Source organism: Natrinema saccharevitans, from assembly GCF_001953745.1.
GTDB lineage: Archaea > Halobacteriota > Halobacteria > Halobacteriales > Natrialbaceae > Natrinema > Natrinema saccharevitans.
The window spans coordinates 1693829-1710725 of the sequence record NZ_LWLN01000001.1 but is presented as its reverse complement, the minus strand read 5'-3'; the positions used below and the strand labels follow the sequence as shown (position 1 = coordinate 1710725).

19 protein-coding genes are annotated in these 16897 nt (G+C 68.3%); 6 read left to right on the top strand and 13 right to left on the bottom strand.

Annotated elements, in window-relative coordinates; translation table 11 throughout:
• Nucleotides 1-15 precede the first annotated feature (15 nt).
• The 4 genes from A6E15_RS08665 to A6E15_RS21680 all read right to left on the bottom strand — a co-directional run bounded on the left by A6E15_RS08665 (nt 16) and on the right by A6E15_RS21680 (nt 3990).
• Complete coding sequence (locus A6E15_RS08665) at nt 16-837, bottom strand: manganese catalase family protein (protein ID WP_076145536.1); 822 nt, start codon at nt 835-837, stop codon at nt 16-18.
• 541 nt (nt 838-1378) lie between these two features.
• A complete protein-coding gene (locus A6E15_RS08655; protein ID WP_076145533.1) occupies nt 1379-2275 on the bottom strand; it encodes a cytochrome c oxidase subunit 3 in 897 nt (298 codons plus the stop codon).
• A 116-nt stretch (nt 2276-2391) separates the two neighbouring features.
• Nucleotides 2392-3783, bottom strand: coding sequence for an NAD(P)/FAD-dependent oxidoreductase (locus tag A6E15_RS08650; RefSeq protein WP_076145532.1), 1392 nt, complete (start codon nt 3781-3783; stop codon nt 2392-2394).
• A gap of 78 nt (nt 3784-3861) precedes the next feature.
• Entirely contained in the window at nt 3862-3990 is a 129-nt protein-coding gene (locus A6E15_RS21680; protein ID WP_277612908.1) for a hypothetical protein, read from the bottom strand.
• A 148-nt stretch (nt 3991-4138) separates the two neighbouring features.
• On the opposite strand from A6E15_RS21680, the gene A6E15_RS08645 reads away from it, so the two are divergent.
• Together A6E15_RS08645 and A6E15_RS08640 are read left to right on the top strand one after the other, a co-directional pair.
• On the top strand, nt 4139-5107 hold the full coding sequence (locus A6E15_RS08645) for a D-2-hydroxyacid dehydrogenase (RefSeq protein ID WP_084177350.1): 969 nt from the start codon (nt 4139-4141) through the stop codon (nt 5105-5107).
• Between the two features lie 124 nt (nt 5108-5231).
• Nucleotides 5232-5663 carry a universal stress protein gene (locus A6E15_RS08640; RefSeq protein ID WP_076148268.1) on the top strand — a complete coding sequence of 144 codons (432 nt, stop codon included), beginning with the start codon at nt 5232-5234 and terminating at the stop codon, nt 5661-5663.
• Between the two features lie 19 nt (nt 5664-5682).
• Here A6E15_RS08640 and A6E15_RS08635 read toward each other — a convergent pair whose 3' ends face one another.
• The 3 genes from A6E15_RS08635 to asd all read right to left on the bottom strand — a co-directional run bounded on the left by A6E15_RS08635 (nt 5683) and on the right by asd (nt 7845).
• Nucleotides 5683-5991, bottom strand: a complete 309-nt coding sequence (locus A6E15_RS08635; RefSeq protein WP_076145529.1) for a HalOD1 output domain-containing protein — start codon at nt 5989-5991, stop codon at nt 5683-5685.
• Between the two features lie 53 nt (nt 5992-6044).
• Nucleotides 6045-6689 carry a helix-turn-helix domain-containing protein gene (locus A6E15_RS08630; RefSeq protein ID WP_076145527.1) on the bottom strand — a complete coding sequence of 215 codons (645 nt, stop codon included), beginning with the start codon at nt 6687-6689 and terminating at the stop codon, nt 6045-6047.
• Between the two features lie 121 nt (nt 6690-6810).
• Nucleotides 6811-7845 (bottom strand): aspartate-semialdehyde dehydrogenase, encoded by a 1035-nt coding sequence (asd, locus tag A6E15_RS08625; RefSeq protein WP_076145525.1) that lies wholly within the window; start codon nt 7843-7845, stop codon nt 6811-6813.
• A 200-nt stretch (nt 7846-8045) separates the two neighbouring features.
• On the opposite strand from asd, the gene A6E15_RS08620 reads away from it, so the two are divergent.
• Nucleotides 8046-8327, top strand: coding sequence for a hypothetical protein (locus A6E15_RS08620; RefSeq protein ID WP_006651268.1), 282 nt, complete (start codon nt 8046-8048; stop codon nt 8325-8327).
• Nucleotides 8328-8461: 134 nt separating this feature from the next.
• On the opposite strand, the gene A6E15_RS08615 is transcribed toward A6E15_RS08620, so the two are convergent.
• The 3 genes from A6E15_RS08615 to A6E15_RS08605 form a co-directional block, all read right to left on the bottom strand.
• The gene (locus A6E15_RS08615; RefSeq protein ID WP_076145524.1) at nt 8462-8653 is read right to left on the bottom strand and encodes a 30S ribosomal protein S17e; all 192 of its coding nucleotides are present in this window, start codon (nt 8651-8653) and stop codon (nt 8462-8464) included.
• Nucleotides 8654-8762: 109 nt separating this feature from the next.
• Nucleotides 8763-9398, bottom strand: coding sequence for a DUF447 domain-containing protein (locus A6E15_RS08610; RefSeq protein ID WP_076145522.1), 636 nt, complete (start codon nt 9396-9398; stop codon nt 8763-8765).
• Nucleotides 9395-10246 carry a triphosphoribosyl-dephospho-CoA synthase gene (locus A6E15_RS08605; RefSeq protein WP_076145521.1) on the bottom strand — a complete coding sequence of 284 codons (852 nt, stop codon included), beginning with the start codon at nt 10244-10246 and terminating at the stop codon, nt 9395-9397. The genes A6E15_RS08610 and A6E15_RS08605 overlap by 4 nt, the downstream gene beginning before the upstream one ends.
• Before the next feature lie 108 nt (nt 10247-10354).
• Here A6E15_RS08605 and A6E15_RS08600 point away from each other — a divergent pair, with 108 nt between their 5' ends.
• Complete coding sequence (locus A6E15_RS08600; protein WP_076145519.1) at nt 10355-10699, top strand: cupin domain-containing protein; 345 nt, start codon at nt 10355-10357, stop codon at nt 10697-10699.
• 360 nt (nt 10700-11059) lie between these two features.
• Here the strand turns inward: A6E15_RS08600 and A6E15_RS08595 are convergent, their stop codons facing one another.
• From A6E15_RS08595 to A6E15_RS08585, 3 genes are all read right to left on the bottom strand, one after another.
• Entirely contained in the window at nt 11060-11821 is a 762-nt protein-coding gene (locus tag A6E15_RS08595; RefSeq protein ID WP_076145517.1) for a tRNA-dihydrouridine synthase, read from the bottom strand.
• Nucleotides 11818-12810 carry a 2-phospho-L-lactate transferase gene (gene cofD / locus A6E15_RS08590; protein ID WP_076145516.1) on the bottom strand — a complete coding sequence of 331 codons (993 nt, stop codon included), beginning with the start codon at nt 12808-12810 and terminating at the stop codon, nt 11818-11820. Before cofD ends, A6E15_RS08595 begins: the two co-directional genes overlap by 4 nt.
• Before the next feature lie 180 nt (nt 12811-12990).
• Nucleotides 12991-14544, bottom strand: a complete 1554-nt coding sequence (locus tag A6E15_RS08585; RefSeq protein ID WP_076145514.1) for a hypothetical protein — start codon at nt 14542-14544, stop codon at nt 12991-12993.
• Nucleotides 14545-14659: 115 nt separating this feature from the next.
• On the opposite strand from A6E15_RS08585, the gene ligA reads away from it, so the two are divergent.
• Nucleotides 14660-16411 carry an ATP-dependent DNA ligase LigA gene (gene ligA, locus A6E15_RS08580; RefSeq protein WP_076145512.1) on the top strand — a complete coding sequence of 584 codons (1752 nt, stop codon included), beginning with the start codon at nt 14660-14662 and terminating at the stop codon, nt 16409-16411.
• Nucleotides 16412-16474: 63 nt separating this feature from the next.
• Complete coding sequence (locus tag A6E15_RS08575; RefSeq protein ID WP_076145510.1) at nt 16475-16843, top strand: rhodanese-like domain-containing protein; 369 nt, start codon at nt 16475-16477, stop codon at nt 16841-16843.
• Nucleotides 16844-16897 lie beyond the last annotated feature (54 nt).

Sequence of the window (16897 nt, the reverse complement as noted above, 5' to 3'; positions counted from 1 at the left end):
CTCGGTGTGGCGGCGCTACTGATCCGTCCGGTTCGGGTCGTCGCTGGTCATCGGATCCGGGTCGGGAGCGACGACGTTGCCGTCGCCCGGCTGATCGGCGGCATAGGAGAACTGTCCCTTCCCATCGGGAGCTTCTCCCTCCGTCCAGGGGTGGTCGGGGTTGGGCTGTTCCTCGCGGCGGGTCGAGATGAACGTGTAGTTGACCTCCTGGTTCTCCTCGTCCTGTGGAAAGCTCGCGGGAACCGGTACCGGATCGTCGAGCGACTCGAGGGCCTCGAGCCACTGGTTCTGATACATCGTGTCCCGGGCGATGAGGTAAGAGAGCATGTCCTTCATCCCGGGGTCGTCGGTGTACTCCCAGAGCCGCGTCGCGAGGGTGCGGCCGGCCGCCTCGGACATTACGTTCGCATAGAGGTCGCCGGCGAGGTTGCCGGAGGCGACGATGTAGTTGCCGGTAAAGGGCGCGCCGTTGCTGTCGACGGGCACGGCGGACTCGCCGGCCGAGAGGAACTGCCGGGGGTTCTGGCCGGTCATCGACGCGGCGGCGGCCGTCTCCTGGGCGTCGTCGCCCATCTCTTTGGGGGAGTCCCGGAGGTTCTTCGTGACCGCCGTCGCGAGCATCTCGATGTGTCCGAGTTCCTCGGCCGCGGTCTCCATTAGCAGGTTGCGGTAGGCCTCGTACTCCTCGGGCAGTGCCCAGGCCTGAAACATATACTGGAGCGCGACGCGCATCTCGCCTTCCTGGCCGCCGATCGCCTGCTGGAGAAGTTTCGCGAAGTGGGGGTCGGGCTGTTCGACGGTGACCTCGTACTGGAGTTTCGGATCTTGGAAGAACATCCACGGCGTCCTGCCCAGCGCCAGGGGTATAACGTACTGTTACGACCGGTACTGAACGTATATGCGGCTGGTAACTAACTGATGCGAACCGCTCTGATCGCGTCGTATGCGGGTCCTGTATGGCTATTTCGAGTTCAGAGGAGTCACTCGACCGTCCCGGTCGGTACTCGTCGGCGACGTGGGGCCTCGCTGCCCGCCGGAATCGACCTCGTCACCGTCGGCCTCGAGCGACGAGGGTGAGATCGTGAGGGCTGCCGGCGACCGACGGCGAGAGCGGACCGACCGGTACGGAGCTGCGACCGGGGTTTTTCAACGATGGCTGTAGTACGATTCCTCTCGAGGTGACCCCGGTGGCTAACACCGATGAGAAACACAGAGCCGCCGCGACGTGTCCGCGTTGCGGGGAGATCGGTATCGTGAAGGTCTGGCCCGACGGGTCGCTCCAGCCGCTCGGCCAGTCGGACTTCTGTGACTGCCCCTCGTCGACGCTCCGGATCCTCGAGACCGACATCGACGAACGTCCGTAGCAGGTTCCTGCGGATCAGACCGACGCCCCGATGTAGAGAACGGCCACGAGGACGAGCCAGACGAGATCGACGAAGTGCCAGTACAGCGAGACGGTCGCGATCGACGTGTCCCGGTCCGGCCCGTAGTGGCCCCGCAGCGCCCGCCAGCACAGGACCGCGATGGCCCCGACGCCGAGGGCGACGTGAAAACCGTGGAGCCCGGTCAGACCGTAGAAGGCGGTTCCGAAGACGCCGCTGCCGAGGGAAAAGCCCTCCGCGGTGACGAACTCGTAGTACTCGTAGGCCTGCCCGGCGAGGAAGACGATCCCGAGTGCCAGCGTCGTCCAGAGTAACCCGAGGAACCGTCGCCGAGTTCCCGCCTCGAGGGCCGTGTGCGCGTAGTGAAAGGTGACGCTGCTGGCGACCAGAATCGCGGTGTTGACGGCGACGAGCGAGCCCACGAGTGGCGGCAGTTCCGCGGGCGGCCACGCTCCGACCCTGACGAAGGCGTAGTAGACGAACAGCGCGCCGAACGTCGAGACGTCGGTCACTAGAAAGAGCAGCGTCGTCGAGACGTACGACTCGCGGGACTCCGGTGACCCCGCGTCTCGAGCCGGCAGCAGGAACGCTTCCCGGACCCAGCCGCCGATGCCGGCGAGCAGGACGGCCGCGCCGACGACGGCGAGGGCGACCCCGACGAGCGGTGGCACGAGCCCGGTTTCGGTGCCGAGAACGGCGATCGCGATCCCGCCGTAGAGCCCGGCGGCGCCGGCGGCGGCGATCAGCGGCCATCGGCTCCGATGCTCGTGGTCGTCGCCCTCGCCACCACGGTGGTCGCCGTACTCCTCGGGTGCCTGCCCCTCGGTGACGTGGTGGCCGGCTCCGTCGGCTCGAGGGGCCGTCGCGGAGTCGGATCGATCACCGGTACCCATGGGCGCGCTTCCACGCCGACGCCGAAAAAGGGTCGCCGCGAACGCGCGGGTAGGCTCGGCGTACGACGGGTTCGAAACCCGCGTCGCGGGCCGGCCCTCGAGTCCCGACGGCCGATTCAGTAGAAGTAGTCGTCCTCGGCGAGCTGGAGGTAGCCGCCGTCGCGGTACGTGAATTTCGTACGCTTGTACGTCGCGGCGATCTTCGCGGCGTCGAAACCGGCGGTGTACTTCCGCGCGATCAGCCCGTCGTCGGCGCCGTTGCCCTGCATGTCGTTGACGGTCGAGAACGCCCAGTCCCAGTCGTCGGGGCCGTAGTCGGCGACGATATCGGCGAAGGCGACGTTGCGGAGGATCTCGTCGCCGATGGCCGCCTTCCAGATCTCGTTGTAGTTCTCGAGCGAGTCAGTGCCGGCGAGCCGGCCGGCGATCTTGCCGGTACGAACGGCGACGTGGTAGCCGCCCTCGTGGAAGGCCGAGGTGGTCCCCATCGCGCCGCCGGCGACGGCGATGTTCGCGCCGACGGGCGAGTCGATCGGCCGCGTCGAGGAGATGGGGTAGGTCTCGGTCCCCTTGGACTTGCCCCGATCTTCGACGCGGGGGATGTCGTCCTCGATGTCGTACTCGTCGCCGTACTCCTGCTCGAGCAGGCGGCTGATGTACTCGGCACCGGAGGGGATCCGGTCGTCGTCCGGCCGCAGGAGCTTGTAAGAGCCGGGATCCTCGACGTCCTCGAGCGTCATCCCGATCGGCATCGTCAGCCCGACGCGGGCGACGGTGCCGTCGTTCGGGAAGACCCACGGGTAGGCGGTCTCGCCGGGCATGTAGCCCCACCAGAACGTGAGTCGGTCCTCGAACTCCTCGAACAGTTCCGCCGGGAACTCCCGGTACTCCTGATAGGCGATGTGATTCGCCTCCGGCGGCGAGAGGTGATCGGAGACGCTGCGACCGGGCGCGGTGAACTGATCGAGCGCGTCGAGCGTGATCCGGCGCTGGGGGCCGTCGGCCAGCACGACGTACTGGGCCTCGATCTCGTCGCCGTTCGACAGCGTCAGGGTGTGAGTCGGCCCCTTCGGGCTCGAAGCGCGGAGATCCGTCTCGAGATCCTTGACCCCGACGCCGACCCGGAGGTCGGCCCCGGCGTCGGTCGCTCGCTCGTAGAGCCAGTCGTCCATGCGGGCCCGGTGGAAGGTGTATCCGAACGTCGGATAGCTGGCGTCCATCCCGGTCGAGGTCAGTTCGACGGCGGTGTTCGGCCCGACGAACTCGGTGCCCTCGAGTTCCCGATGGATGACGTCGTCGGGAATCTCGCGGTAGTCGAACTCCATGAGATCGATCCAGTAGTCGAGCATCCCGGCGGCGTCGGTCGAGTCGGGACCCACTCCCTCCCGGTCCTCTCGGGGAACCCCCTGCTCGAAGAGCACGGTTTCCGCGCCGTGAGCTGCCGCTTGCTCGGCCGCGGACGCACCGGCGGGGCCGCCGCCGACGATCGCGACGTCTACGCGTTCCATACGACGTTTGGACTCAGCGCGTCATTATAAAAACTGCGAGGCGGACCGTCCGGCGAACGGATCGGTCGCGCTCGGGAGTCAGAAGAGGCCCCTGGCCAGGACGAGCAAGATGCCGGAACCGATGATGAATCCGAGAAAGCCCGCGAAGATGATCGCCGCCTGTCGTCCGGTGAGCGATTCGCCGTCGAGAAACTCGTCCGAAGGCATACTGTCGGCGTTCGTGGCTCGTTCGCTTAAACGTGGTGGTCACGTCATTTTCGGGTTGCGGTCGGAGCTCGGGCCCTCGAGTGGCCGGGCCCGGCCGCCCGGTGCCGCGAGACGAACGCTTTTGATCGCACTGGACGAGGGAGGGGATATGAGCGAGGCCGACGCGCCGGACGTACTCGTCCTCCGGCGTGGCACACACGGAATGCCGGTCGAACAGTACGCCGACGCGATCCGCGAGCGACTCCCCGATCGCAGCGTCGAACTCGCGCGGACTCCCGCCGCGGAACGCGAGGCGATCCGGTCGGCGACGTTCGCCACCGGCATGACCCTCGAGCGCGACCTCCTCGAGGCGGCCGACGAACTCGCGGTCTTCGCCTGTGCTTACGCGGGAACGGGCCATCTTCCCCTCGAGGAACTCGAGGAGCGAGGCGTCGCGGTGACCAACGCCTCGGGCGTCCACGGGCCGAACATCGGCGAACACGTGCTTGGCGCGATCCTGGGGTTCGTCCGGCGGTTCCACGTCGGTCGGCGGCGACAGGACCGCCGGGAGTGGCGCCACTACCGGGCCCACGAACTGCAGGGATCGACGGTGACGATCGTCGGTCTCGGCGCGATTGGCGAGGCGGTCGCCGAGCGACTCGAGCCGTTCGGCGTCGAGACGATCGGAGTTCGATACACCCCCGAGAAGGGCGGGCCGACCGACGAGGTGATCGGGTTCGAGGGCGAGGCGTTCGACGACGCGCTCGCGCGGACCGACTACCTCGTCCTCGCGTGTCCGCTCACCGAGACGACGCGGGGGCTGATCGACCGCGAGGCGCTGGTCACGCTCGATCCCGAGGCGGTGCTGGTCAACGTCGCCCGCGGCCCCGTCGTCGACACCGACGCGCTGGTCGCGGCGCTGCGCTCGAACCGGCTCCGCGGGGCCGCACTGGACGTCACCGACCCCGAGCCGCTGCCGGAGGACCACCCGCTGTGGACCTTCGAGAACGTGCAGATTACGCCCCACAACGCGGGCCACACTCCCGAGTACTACGAGCGACTCGCCGACATCGTCGCCGAGAACGTTCGCCGTCGCGAAAACGGCGACGACGCCCTCGAGAATCAGGTGCTGCCCTGAGACGCGCCGGCCGCCGGCCGATCGGTTCGACGCACCTTTTTGCTTCCCTGTGACGAACGGCGAGTATGGACAGCCCAGACTGTGTGACTCGAGCGGACGCGTCCGCGCGGACGGGAGGCGGACGATGGTACTGACGTTCGACGGCCGGGTCCTCGTGCCCGTCGCGGATCCCGACGACGGCGAACGAACGGCGGCGGCGCTGGCCCCGTACCTCGGCCCCGAGAGTTCGGTACTCTTCGTCAACGTCATCGAGAAGGCCGGCGGCGCGCCGGACAAGGCCTCGGTCGAACAGCGCGAGGCCTACGCCGAGGAGATCTTCGAGCGCGCCCGGGGACCGCTCGCGGACCGCGCGGCCCCGGTCGAGACGGCGATCCTCTTCGGGACGGACGTCGTCGAGACGATCTTCGACGCGGCCGAGGAGCGCGACGTCGAGGCCGTCGTCTTCGAGCCACGCGGGGGCAACCGGTTCGTGGAGCTACTGACCGGCGACGTGGCCCGTCGGCTGGTCAAGAAGGCTGCAGTCCCGGTGGTCGCGCTCCCACGAACGGACGACTGACGGCGCGACGTGGACCCGCTCACTCGAGGGCAACGAGTTCGACGCGACCGGTCTGATCGACGCCGACCCGGTAGCCCGCGTACTCGAACGTGACCGATCCGACACAGGGATCGGTCCCCGCCGTCGACTGGAAGAGCGAATCGAGTGCAGACGGGTCGATCACGTCGTACAGGGGGCCGAACTCGTCGGCGAGTTCGAGGGCGTCGAACGACGACTCGGCCGCGATCGCGTCGATAACGGCCACGCTCGGGGTCGTGTCCGGGCCGCTCTGGTGCGTACTGGCGGACTCGTGGAGCGTCGACCGGCCGGTGGTGGATTCGGTTTCCATACCTCCGATACCGGTCCGTCGCGGGAAGCGTCCACGATTGGATGATCAACGATTCAAGTGGGGGTCGATTCGCCGATCGTGTTCCGGAGGAGGTTCGCCTGCCCTCGACGGAGGCGAGCGGACAGCGCCTGCGCGGAGATGTCGATCTCTTCGGCCACCGCCGAGAGCGTCGTCTCGCGGGGCACGTCGAAGTACCCCTCCTCGAGGGCGACGGTCAACGCCTCCCACTGGCGCTCGGTGACGCCGTATCGGTCACCGGCAGCGGCCGACTCCTCGAAGATCCGCTGGATTCGAAACGGGATTCCTTTCTCGCGACAGATGTCTCGATACGCGAACAGCGCTTCCCGAGTCGGGACGCGCGCCCGGATGTTCGTGTCCTCGGTGACGGTGACCTCCCGATATCCGATGTCGTACTTCGCGGCGGTCGGATAGGTCAGGTGGGCCTGCCCCTGTTCCGACAGCGTGACGCTGTAGAGCCGGCGATCACCGGGATCCTCGAGCAGGGAAAACGCCGCCACGGTGTCGTCGGCCTCGAGCGCCGGTTCGACGGCCTCGGGGTCGTCGCCGTACACCCAACAGACGAGCTTTATCGCCCCCGTCTCCGACCGATAGATCTCCTCGACGTCGATCCGCGAAACGGCCGCGACGGTCCGACGGAGAATCGGCGTCCCGATTTCGAACTCGACGATCAGTACCATGGGGCTCTCGCTCGAGGTACGTCGCCGGGACTGTTATACTACGGGACTAATCGGGTTGGCTCGCGTCGTCGAGAAACCGATCGACCGCTCGGCTGACGATCGGGTGGAGACCGAGCGCCGTTCAGATGTAGCCGTGTTCGAGCAGCAGTTCGCCGTTGAGCACGCTCGCGCCGGCGGCACCGCGGATGGTGTTGTGGGCCAGACAGTTGTACTGCAGGCCGAAGGGCGACTCCTGGAGGCCACCCGCGGCGATGGCCATCCCGTCCCCGAGCGTGCGGTCCATCCGGGGCTGTGGTCGATCGGGCTCCTCGAAGACGTGGATGAGCGGGTCCGGCGAGGAGCGGAGGTCGAGCGACGGGTACTCCCGCATGGCCTCGGCGGCCGCGTCCGCGGTCAGTTCCTCCGTGGTCTCGACCCAGACGTTCTCGAGGTGGCCGTCGATGGTCGGGATGCGGTTACAGGAGGCCGCGACCGACATGTCGTTGTGGGAGAGTTCGGCCCCATCGAACTCGCCCAGCAGTTTCCGGGACTCGGTCTCGAGTTTGTCCTCCTCGCCGCCGATGTAGGGGACGGCGTTGTCGATGATCTCCATCGAGGTGACGCCGTCGTAGCCCGCACCGGAGACCGCCTGCAGCGTCGAGACGTGGACCTTCTCGAGGCCGAAATCGGTCAGGGCGGCGAGCGTGGGGACGAAGGTGATCGTCGAGCAGTTGGGGTTTTTGACCATCGCGCCGTCCCAGCTGCGCCGATCACGCTGGACCTCGAGCAGGTCGAGGTGGTCGGCGTTGACCTCCGGAATCACGAGGGGGACGTCGTCGTCCATCCGGCCGTTCGAGGAGTTCGAGGAGACGACGTAGCCGGCCTCACAGAAGCCGGGTTCGACTTCCGCGCCGACGCTCGAGGGAAGCGACGAGAAAATCAGATCGATGTCGTTGGGAACCTCGTCGGGATCGGTCGCCGTCACGGTCGTCTCGGCGATGTCCTCTGGAATGGGGCTGTCGACGCGCCACTTCGCGGCCTGTCGATACGTCTTGCCGGCGCTTGCCTCGCTCGCGGTCAGGGCCGCGATCTCGAACTCCGGATGGGGATCGAGCAGTTGAATCAGTCGCTGTCCGACGGCACCGGTCGCACCGAGTACGCCTACTCGTACTGCCATTTTCCGCCACTCCGAGTCGTGTCCGCAAAACCGTTTGGGTTTTCGGTAGCGAGTGTCAATCGACGGAGTTGCACACCCAGTCGTCGGTCGTCGAGGACCGCGGGAACCGTTGCGAACGGATAGAAGAAATTAAGAAAACGGAGCGGTACCTATCGATCGATGTACGACCGACAGGACCGACTCGAGGCGGCAGGGAAGCGGTGGTTCCGATGACGAGTTCGACCGCGAGTACCGGCGGGCTGTTCGACACGCCCTTTAGTATCGGTGCGACGGTGCTTGCGGCCGTCGCGGCGCTGGTCGGCGTCCTCTTTGCGTGGACGGGCTACTCCGCCGCGGGCACCGACGAGGCGACGGCGGCGCTCCCGCTTTTGGGCTTCGAACTGAACATTTTGACCGGCTTCGTCGGGCTGCTGTTCGCCTTCGGCATCGCGCTGGTGGCACTTGTCGCCGCGCTCTACATGGAGCCCGGCTTCGGCGAGTAACTCGGTTTGCCGGCCGCCGACCACCGATCGGCCGGGTCGCGACACGAGACACTGGCGTTGTTCTGACTCGCAGTGGTCACGGCAGAGACGCATCGCTTCTCGGCTGTGTGCGTGATCTCGAGGCGAAAAACGACTTACGCCGGGACTTCGGCGCCTTTCTTCCGGGTAACGTAGCCGGCGATCCGGTTGCGAACGCCCTTGGACTCGACGTTGGTGAGCTTCTCGACGCTTTCCTTGTTCTGTTCGAAGTCGGTCGTGAACGCCTCCGGGTACCGCTCGAGGAGGAGGGTCCCGGTCTTCTTGACGTAGGCCGGCTTGATTGCCATATCGGGTGATTCACCGAGCGCGCCCTAAAGCCATTCGTTCTGCGGCGGCGACCGGTCGCCCGCGGCTCCGCCGCGACCGCGGCCGTCCGCGTCGGTTCCGCGTCGCGGCTCACCACCGCGACTGGTCGCGAATCCGCTCGAGGGCTTCCCGTTCCCGGGGGCCGCCGGCCCGCTCGACGACCGCGGCACAGTACTCGAGCCGGTCGCGTAGCTCGCGCTGGTCGTACTCGTCGACCCCGAGCCGCGAGGCGGCGACGGTCGCCTCGACGACGGCGCCGAACCCGCGGTCGATCGTCGGGACCGTCTCGCGCTCGATGGCCGACTCGACGGGACGAAGCGCCCACGCCTCCCACTCGGTGCCGCCCTCGCTGCCCGCGTCGGTCCGCTCGACTGTGACCCGCGCCCAGGCGCTGGCGGCGTCGAGGACCGGCTCCTCGCACTCGAGGATCGAGCAGGCGGCGTCGGCGAAGACGACGGGATCGTCGACGAATTGGACGTAGCCCTCGCCTCGCCGGTGGAAGTTTCGCCGGGTTCGGGTGTTTCCCCACGTGCGCGCGGTGACGGGATTTCCGGCGTGGAGCCCGAGCGCGGCGGCGTTCCACAGCCCGTTCGGGCCGAGCGTGGTCACGACGGTTTCGGTGACGCCCGCGAGAGCGACCGGCCACGTCGCGTCGTCGCCGTTCTCGGGTCCGCGCTCGCCGTCGCGTTCGGTGCCGTCCGTCGCCGCGTTTCGCTCGCCGCTCATACCGCGATCGACCCCCGCTCGAGCGCGACGAATAGTCCCGCGGCCGTGATGTCGGCCGTGGTCCCGGGGTTGATCCCCCGATCCGCGAGGTCGTCGGCGAACCGGTCGACGGCCCGGCGATCGGTTGCGAGGGCGTCCTCGGCGACCAGTTCCGCGGCCCGGTCGGTCACGTCTCGCGCGGTCGCCTCGCCGTGACGCGTCGCGACGAGGGTGTCGGGGCGCTCGGCGAGCAGGGAGAGAAAGACCGCGGCGGTCCGCTCCGAGAGCGGACCCTCGGCCGCGGCGAGTCGCTCGGCGGCCGCGAACGACCGCTCGAACCCCTCGATCCACTCGCGGGCGACGCCGTCGCCGGGGACCGACTGTTCCATGATCTCCAGCAGCGTCAGCCCGCGTTCCTCGAGAGCCGGGACCGCGTCCGATCCGCGGCGCACGTCGAGGGCGTCCAGTTCCGCCGGCGGGTCGTCGACGGCGACGTCGACGTGGTCGAACGCCCGATAGAACCCCGCCGCGTCGGCGACGGTCGTCTCGCGGACGACGGCCTCGGCGGCCGATCGATCGAGGTCGTCGCCGGCGGCCCGGACCAGCGGCACGAGCAACAGCAAGGCCCCGAACTGCGTGTTCCCGCCCTCCTGGGTGGCCATTCCCTCGACTGCCCGCTCGAAGGCCGACCCGATCGTCGCGCCCGATGCCGCCCGCTCGAGTCCGTCGCGGGCCCCGACGGCCCCGGCGAGGAAGTGTTCGAACCGCAGGTCCGCGAGGTCGCGCTCGCGGTCGACGTTGCCCGGTTTGGGCGTCCCCGCGACCTCGAGGAGCAAGGCCAGTTCAGCGTTCTGGGCCGACGTTCGCATACGGATCGCTGCGTGCCGCGGCGGCTTAGGGGTGGGGATTCGCGGCAACCGTCGGCAAAGCGGGCCCCCTCCCGTCGATTTAAGCCGCGAGACGAGGATCGATCGCGCATGGGCTACGACACCGTCGCCAAGACCGACCCGGACTCAGTCATGGACGAGGAGTGGGGCGGCATGTGGTTCCTCAAGGAGCCGCTGGCCGCCGACGAACTGGGCGTCTCGGTTCTCGAACTCGAGCCCGACGGCAAGGGGATGGAACACGACGAGACGGACACGGGCCAGGAGGAGGTCTACTACGTCGTCGAGGGGCGGATCGACGTCGACCTGACCGACGCCGACGAGACCGTGACCCTCGAGGCCGACGAGGCGATCCGGCTCGACCCCGACGAGTCGCGTCAGATCCAGAACCGGTACGACGAGCGGGCGAAGCTCGTGCTGGTCGGCGCGCCGTTGTAATCGGTTAGAATCATCGACTAGTTTCGAGGTAGTATTTTTGGGCCGTTCGGCTGAAACCTATCCCAGAGTCCGTCCCGAGAGTCACTCGAATACCGCAAGCGTCCTGCTATCGTGGCAACACGGAAGACCACCCCAGCCGATTCGCTCACTGCCGTGCTCATTCCTCGCACGATGTCGACGACCGCCCTCACATAGCGTTCGGACGGCCTGCTCACGGCTCGCTTCGCTCACCGTTCGCTTTCGACGCTCCCGTCGGTCGCGCCTCGCCGACAGCGCGCCACCGCGTACGCACCCGTCCCAAGCTGCTCGCTACTTGCACCCTGATGTCTCGATTCGCGACACCGCTCCGGATAATGACGGCTATCGTCGCCTCGCCTCGAGCCCCAGCCGCCGGTCCACCGCCTCGCGCACCCGCTCGAGGACGGCGGGGGTGTCGCTGGGGCGGCCGACGCTGACCGCGTCCGCGCCGTAGTCGACGTACTCGCGGACGGTCTCGTCGTCGCGGACGCCGTTGTTGGCGATGACGAACAGGTCGGTCGCGTCGACCACGTCGGCGACGACGGACTCGCTGTCCATCGCGTCGACGTGGACGAACGCTGCGCCCGCGCGCTCGAGTCGGGCGGCGAGGACGGGCAGGTCGACGCCGGGGACTTCCGCGCGGACCTTCACGCCGACGGTCGCGCCGGTGGCGGCCGCTCGATCGACGTAGGTCGCGAGTCGCTCGCCGTCTCGCAGCAGCGTTTCGCCGCAGCCGACGGCACAGAGTTCGTCCTGTCGGCAGTGGGCGTTGATCTCGAGGTAGGCGTTCCGATCGCGGCAGCTCCGGGCTGCCTCGACGACCGGCTCGATCGTGGTACTGCGGACGTTGAACGCCGGCTGGATCGGGACGTCCGCGAGCGCGTCGAGTTCGTCCTCGAGGAAGGCGATCGGGTCGTCGGGGAGGAACTCGGTCCGATCGCGGGCGACGAGTTCGCGCGCGGCCGCACGCGAGTCGTCGTCGAGGGCGATCCCGCCGAGGAACGCGGCCCCCGCGTACTCGGCCCCGTCCCGCGCCCAGTCGGCGTCGGCCTCGCCGCTGAGGCTGGCCAGCGCGAGCGGCGGGGCAACGGAGACGCGGCTCATGCCACGCGCTCGATCGCCGCCTCGATCGCGCGGATCACGCGGGCGGCGTCCTCGCGGGAGTCGATCCCGATGTCGGTCCTGACCGTCGGGGTTTCGAACGCGGCGTCGTCGTTCTCGTCGATCACGAAGGCGTCGGCGAACGGATAGGCCGTCGCCAGCCCCGCGGTGCTTGGCTCCGCGTCGACGGCCGCCATGAGAGCGCCGGCGGGGCCGGAGAAGGCGTCGTCCCCGAGGAACGGGGAGACGGCGACGACCGTCGTCTCGGCGAGCGCCTTCGCGACCCCCGGCAGCGCGAGCATCGGACCGATGCTGGTGACCGGGTTCGAGGGGCCGATGACGACGGTGTCGGAAAGCGCCTCGAGGACGCCCGGCGCGGGCTCGGCCTGCGAGGAGCCCCGGAACTCGACGGTTTCGACGGTCGGCTCGCCACGGCGGGCGACCCAGTACTCCTGGAAGTGCATCAGCCCCTCGTCCGTGTGGACGAGGCTGGCGACGGGGTCGTCGCTCATCGGGAACAGGTCGATCGCGAGCCCGAACCCGTCGGCGAGTTGCCGGGTCGCCTCGCTCAGCGTGTACCCCTCGTCGAGGAGGCTGGTCCGCGTGATGTGGACGGCCCGGTCGCGGTCGCCGATCGTCATGAACTCGGCGACCCCCGAAAAGCGCCGCCAGTTCGCGAGATCGCGGCCGGCGGTCTGTCGCTCCTCGGGGAGGTACTGCGGCCCGTCGGGGAGGTCCGCGGCCGACGCGATGTCTTTCAGCGCCGAGTTCGTTCGATGCGTATCGCCCTCGATTCCCCACCACGTCTCCCGGTCGAGGATTCCACCGCCCTGAAACAGCAGCGTATCGACGTCCGGCGAGACGAAGAGCCCGCCGAGTTCGATGTCGTCGCCCGTGTTGGCGACGACCGTGGTCTCCTCCGGCGAGAACGCGGCGGCAGCGCCGTCTAACAGCTTCGGCGTGCCGGTGCCCCCGGAGAGGAAGGTTACCATACCCGCAACTCTCGAGCGAGGGTACTTAATGGCTTTCGGCCGATACGGGGCGGTCGGTGACACAGCGCGTGTGCAGCCGGCTCGACGCGGACCGGCCGGTCGCGAGCGCCGGCGGTCACTCGACGACGTCCCCGCCGATGTCGCCGAGCCGGCTCGGCACCGGCGTTCTCGATCGACCCGTTATTCGCCGATCCAGTTCGCGAAGCTTCCCTCGAGCAGCGTCTCGGACTGGCGGGCGACGTACGCCCGCTGCATCGCCTCGATCGCCCCCTCGAGGTCGGCCCCGTCCGCGAGCGCGGTTTCGACCCGTTCGCGCTTCCAGCTGGCCGGCGTCACGCCCTGCCGGACGCGCCGGCGGAGCGGGTAGAGGTACTTGGCGGCGTCTTCCTCGCTCAGCCCGCGGTTGGTTAGGCCGTCCTCGGCGTGAGCCAGCAGGTCCTCGTAGAGTGCGAGGCGGTCGGTCGTCTCCTTGCCGTCGTTGGTGATCCAGGTCAGGTCGGCTTCGATCCCGTCGACCATCGCAGCGTAGAAGTTCTCCCGGGCGAGCTGCCAGTCGAGTTCGACCACGGGATGCTCGAGCCGGGTGAGACTTTCCATCAGGCCGGCGAAGGCCGCGAGGAACGCGACCGAATCGCGGACCGTCGGCTGGGCGGGAATGGGGCGGAACTCGATGCGTGCGTTGGCCGCCGACCGCGTCGGACCGCCGAAGACCGGCCGGACCCACCGCCAGTAGGTGCCGTGTTTGCGGCTGAAGTGGGGGAACTGATCGTCGAAGCGTTCGCCTGGCTCGACCGGCATCGGGACCATGGTGTCGTCGGCGGCGATCCGGTCGATCGCCTCGTCGACGGACGCGAGATCGCGCGGGAACCGGACCTTTCCCTCCCCCGTCGTCGGGTCGTTGAGGACGGTCTCGAAGACGCTGATGCGGTGTTCCATCCAGCCGTCCCGGAGGATCGCCTCGGGACTCGCGTCCTCGTCGTAGAGGTCGGCGGGGAAAAACGGCGAATTGACCCCCAGCGCGAGCAGCGGGCCCGCAATTCGCAACGCGTAGTTGAAGTACTCGGGTAGGTCGGGGGCGTGAGACACCTGATAGTGGGGCTGGATCGACGTGATCAGGCTCTCGGGCATGACGGTATCGGTCTGCAGGGAGACGTGGGGAGCTTCGATGCGCATCCCCGCGGCCTCGGCCCGTTCGGTGTTGGCCATCGCGTGATACCGGGCGGAGTCGCTCATGTTCGTCGCGACCCGCACCGCGCGTTCGGTTCCGCCGTCGTCCGTCGTCGTTCGCTCGACGCTGTCGGTGAGGTAGGTCGCCGCGTCCTCGCCCTCCGGTGGGAGCGTCCAGAGCGCGTCGCTGACGAGTCGCATCCGCTCGGACTGGGTCACGTCCAGCGCCGTCCGCAGGCGGGCCTTGACCTCCGCCTCCTGAGCCGTCAGCCCGTCGGCGTTCAGCGGCTGCGGGCTCGTCGTCATCTCGGCGTTGTGCAGCCCCAACTCCTTCTCGAAGCCGATCAACTCGAGCAAGCGACGCGGAACCCGCCGCAACGCACAGTCGTCGGCCTTGACCGCGTAAAACTCGTACTCGAGGCCGACGATCGCCTGCGGGTTGTCGAAGACCCCCTCCTCGACGCCCTCTTTGATCACCTCGGCGTCCGCCTCTGCCAGTCGGCGGAAGTCGTCGGCGTCGACCGACAGGACGTCCGCGACCCGCGCGGCGAGTTCCTCCTCGGACATACCACCGAGTGCGTACCCGATCGACTTGAAAGGCGGTCATCGGCTCCATCGCGGATCCCGCCCGAACCGTCCGGTCTCAGAACCGTTTTACTCCCCCCGGCGATACACACCGCCGATGGAGTTCGCCACGTTCGCCGACCGCGCCGGGACGATCGACGCCGAACCCGCCGACCTCGAGATCGTCGCCCACGTCAGGGACCTGCTCGCGGACGCCGAGGGAGAGATCGACGTCGTCGCGCGGTTCGTCCAGGGGCGGGTGTTCCCCGCCTGGGACTCGACGACGCTCGACGTCGGCCCGAGCGCGTGTTACGAGGCGATCGCCCGCGCGGCGGGGCGAAACGTCAGCGGCGACGACGTCGAAGAGCGACTCGCCGAGGTGGGCGAGATCGGCGACGTAGCGGCCAGCTACGAGTTCGGCGGGCAGCAGGGACTGGGCGCGTTCACGGGCGGTGGGGACGCCGGTTCTGGCGGCAACGGCAACGATCTCACCGTCCGCGAAGTCGCCGACACCCTCGCGGAGCTGGCCGCCGCCGACGGATCGGGCAGTCACGACCGGAAGGTCGACCTGCTCTTTGGCCTGTTCAACCGTGCCTCGAGCGAGGAGGCGCGGTATCTCGCCCGGCTGGTCCTCTCGGAGATGCGCATCGGCGTCGGCGAGGGAACGGTGCGAGACGCCATCGCCGCGGCCTTCGACGTCCCCGAGGATCGCGTCGAACGAGCCCTGCAGGTGTCGAACGACTACGGACAGGTCGCCCGCATCGCCCGCGACGAGGGCCTCGCGGGCCTCGACGCCGTGGACCTCGCGGTCGGCCGGCCGGTCCAGGCGATGCTCGCACAGGCCGGAACGGTGACCGACGCGCTCGAGGTGTGGGACGAGGCCGCGGTGGAGTCGAAATACGACGGTGCCAGAATCCAGTTGCACCACGACCCCGCGGGCATGGACGACGGCGACGGCTCGACCGTCGAGACTCGCGTCTTCTCGAGAAACATGGAGGAAGTCACCGACGCGCTCCCCGAGGTCGTCGAGTTCGCCGACGAGACGCTCGAGGAGCCCGCCATCCTCGACGGCGAGGTCGTCGCGATCGACGACGACGGCTCGCCGCTGCCGTTCCAGGCGGTCCTCAAACGATTCCGCCGGAAACACGACGTCGCGAAGGCTCGCGAGGACGTCTCGGTCCGGCCGGTCTTTTTCGACTGCCTGCACGCCGGCGGCGAGGACCTGCTCGCGGAACCCCTGACGACCCGCCACGACCGGCTCCGGTCGGTACTCTCGGCCGCCGATTCCGACGGCGACGACGCTACCGATGGGACGGCGGACGCGGACATCGAGGGACTCTCTTTGCTCCGACTGGCCGACGACCCCGACGAGATCGAGTCGATCGACGCCGCGGCGCTCGAGGCCGGCCACGAGGGGATCATGCTCAAAGATCCCGAGTCGACCTACTCGCCGGGGCGGCGGGGGAAACACTGGCGCAAGCGCAAGCCGGACGTGGAGACCATCGACTGCGTCGTCACCGGTGCCGAGTGGGGCGAGGGCCGACGCGCGACCTTCCTCGGGACCTTCGAACTCTCCGTGCGCGCGGGCGACGCCCTCGAGACCGTCGGCAAAGTGGCAACCGGGATCACCGACGAGAAACTCGAAGCACTGACCGAGTTGCTCGAGCCCCACATCACCGCCGAGGACGGCCAGGAGATCGACCTCGAGCCCGAAGTCGTCTTCGAGGTCGGCTACGAGGAGATCCAGTCCTCGCCGACCTACTCGTCGGGCTACGCCTTGCGGTTCCCGCGGTTCCAGGGCGTGCGGTCGGACAAGGATCCCGCCGACGCCGACTCGATCGAGCGACTCGAGCGGCTTCACGGGCGGTAGCTCGCGGTCCGATGGGTCGCTCGAAGCGCCATGGTTTTGTGTACTTAAGACAATATTCGGCCGATGAGCAGCATTCGCCCGGACGAACTGGACGAGCGACTCGAGTCGGGAGCGGAGCCGTTCATACTGGACATCCGCCCGCGATCGGCGTTTCAGTCGAACGCGATCGCGAACAGCCACAACGTTCCCGTCTACGAGGCGCTACGCTCTGGTGACGACGACGCGTTGCGCAGTCGACTCGAGGAGATCCCGGCCGACGAGGACGTGGTCGTGGTGTGCAAGATGGGCGTGGTCGCCAAGCGCGCAACCGCCGTGCTGACGGACGAGGGGTACGACGCGACGACGCTCGCGGGCGGGATGAGCGGCTGGACGGGCTATCGGAACGGTTCGCTCGGATACAAACTGCGGTCGTTGCTCTGGAAGCTCCGGTAGGAGTTCCCGTCGCCGCCAGCATGCGGTGGCTCGAATAGCGTGTCAGCGGCGCGG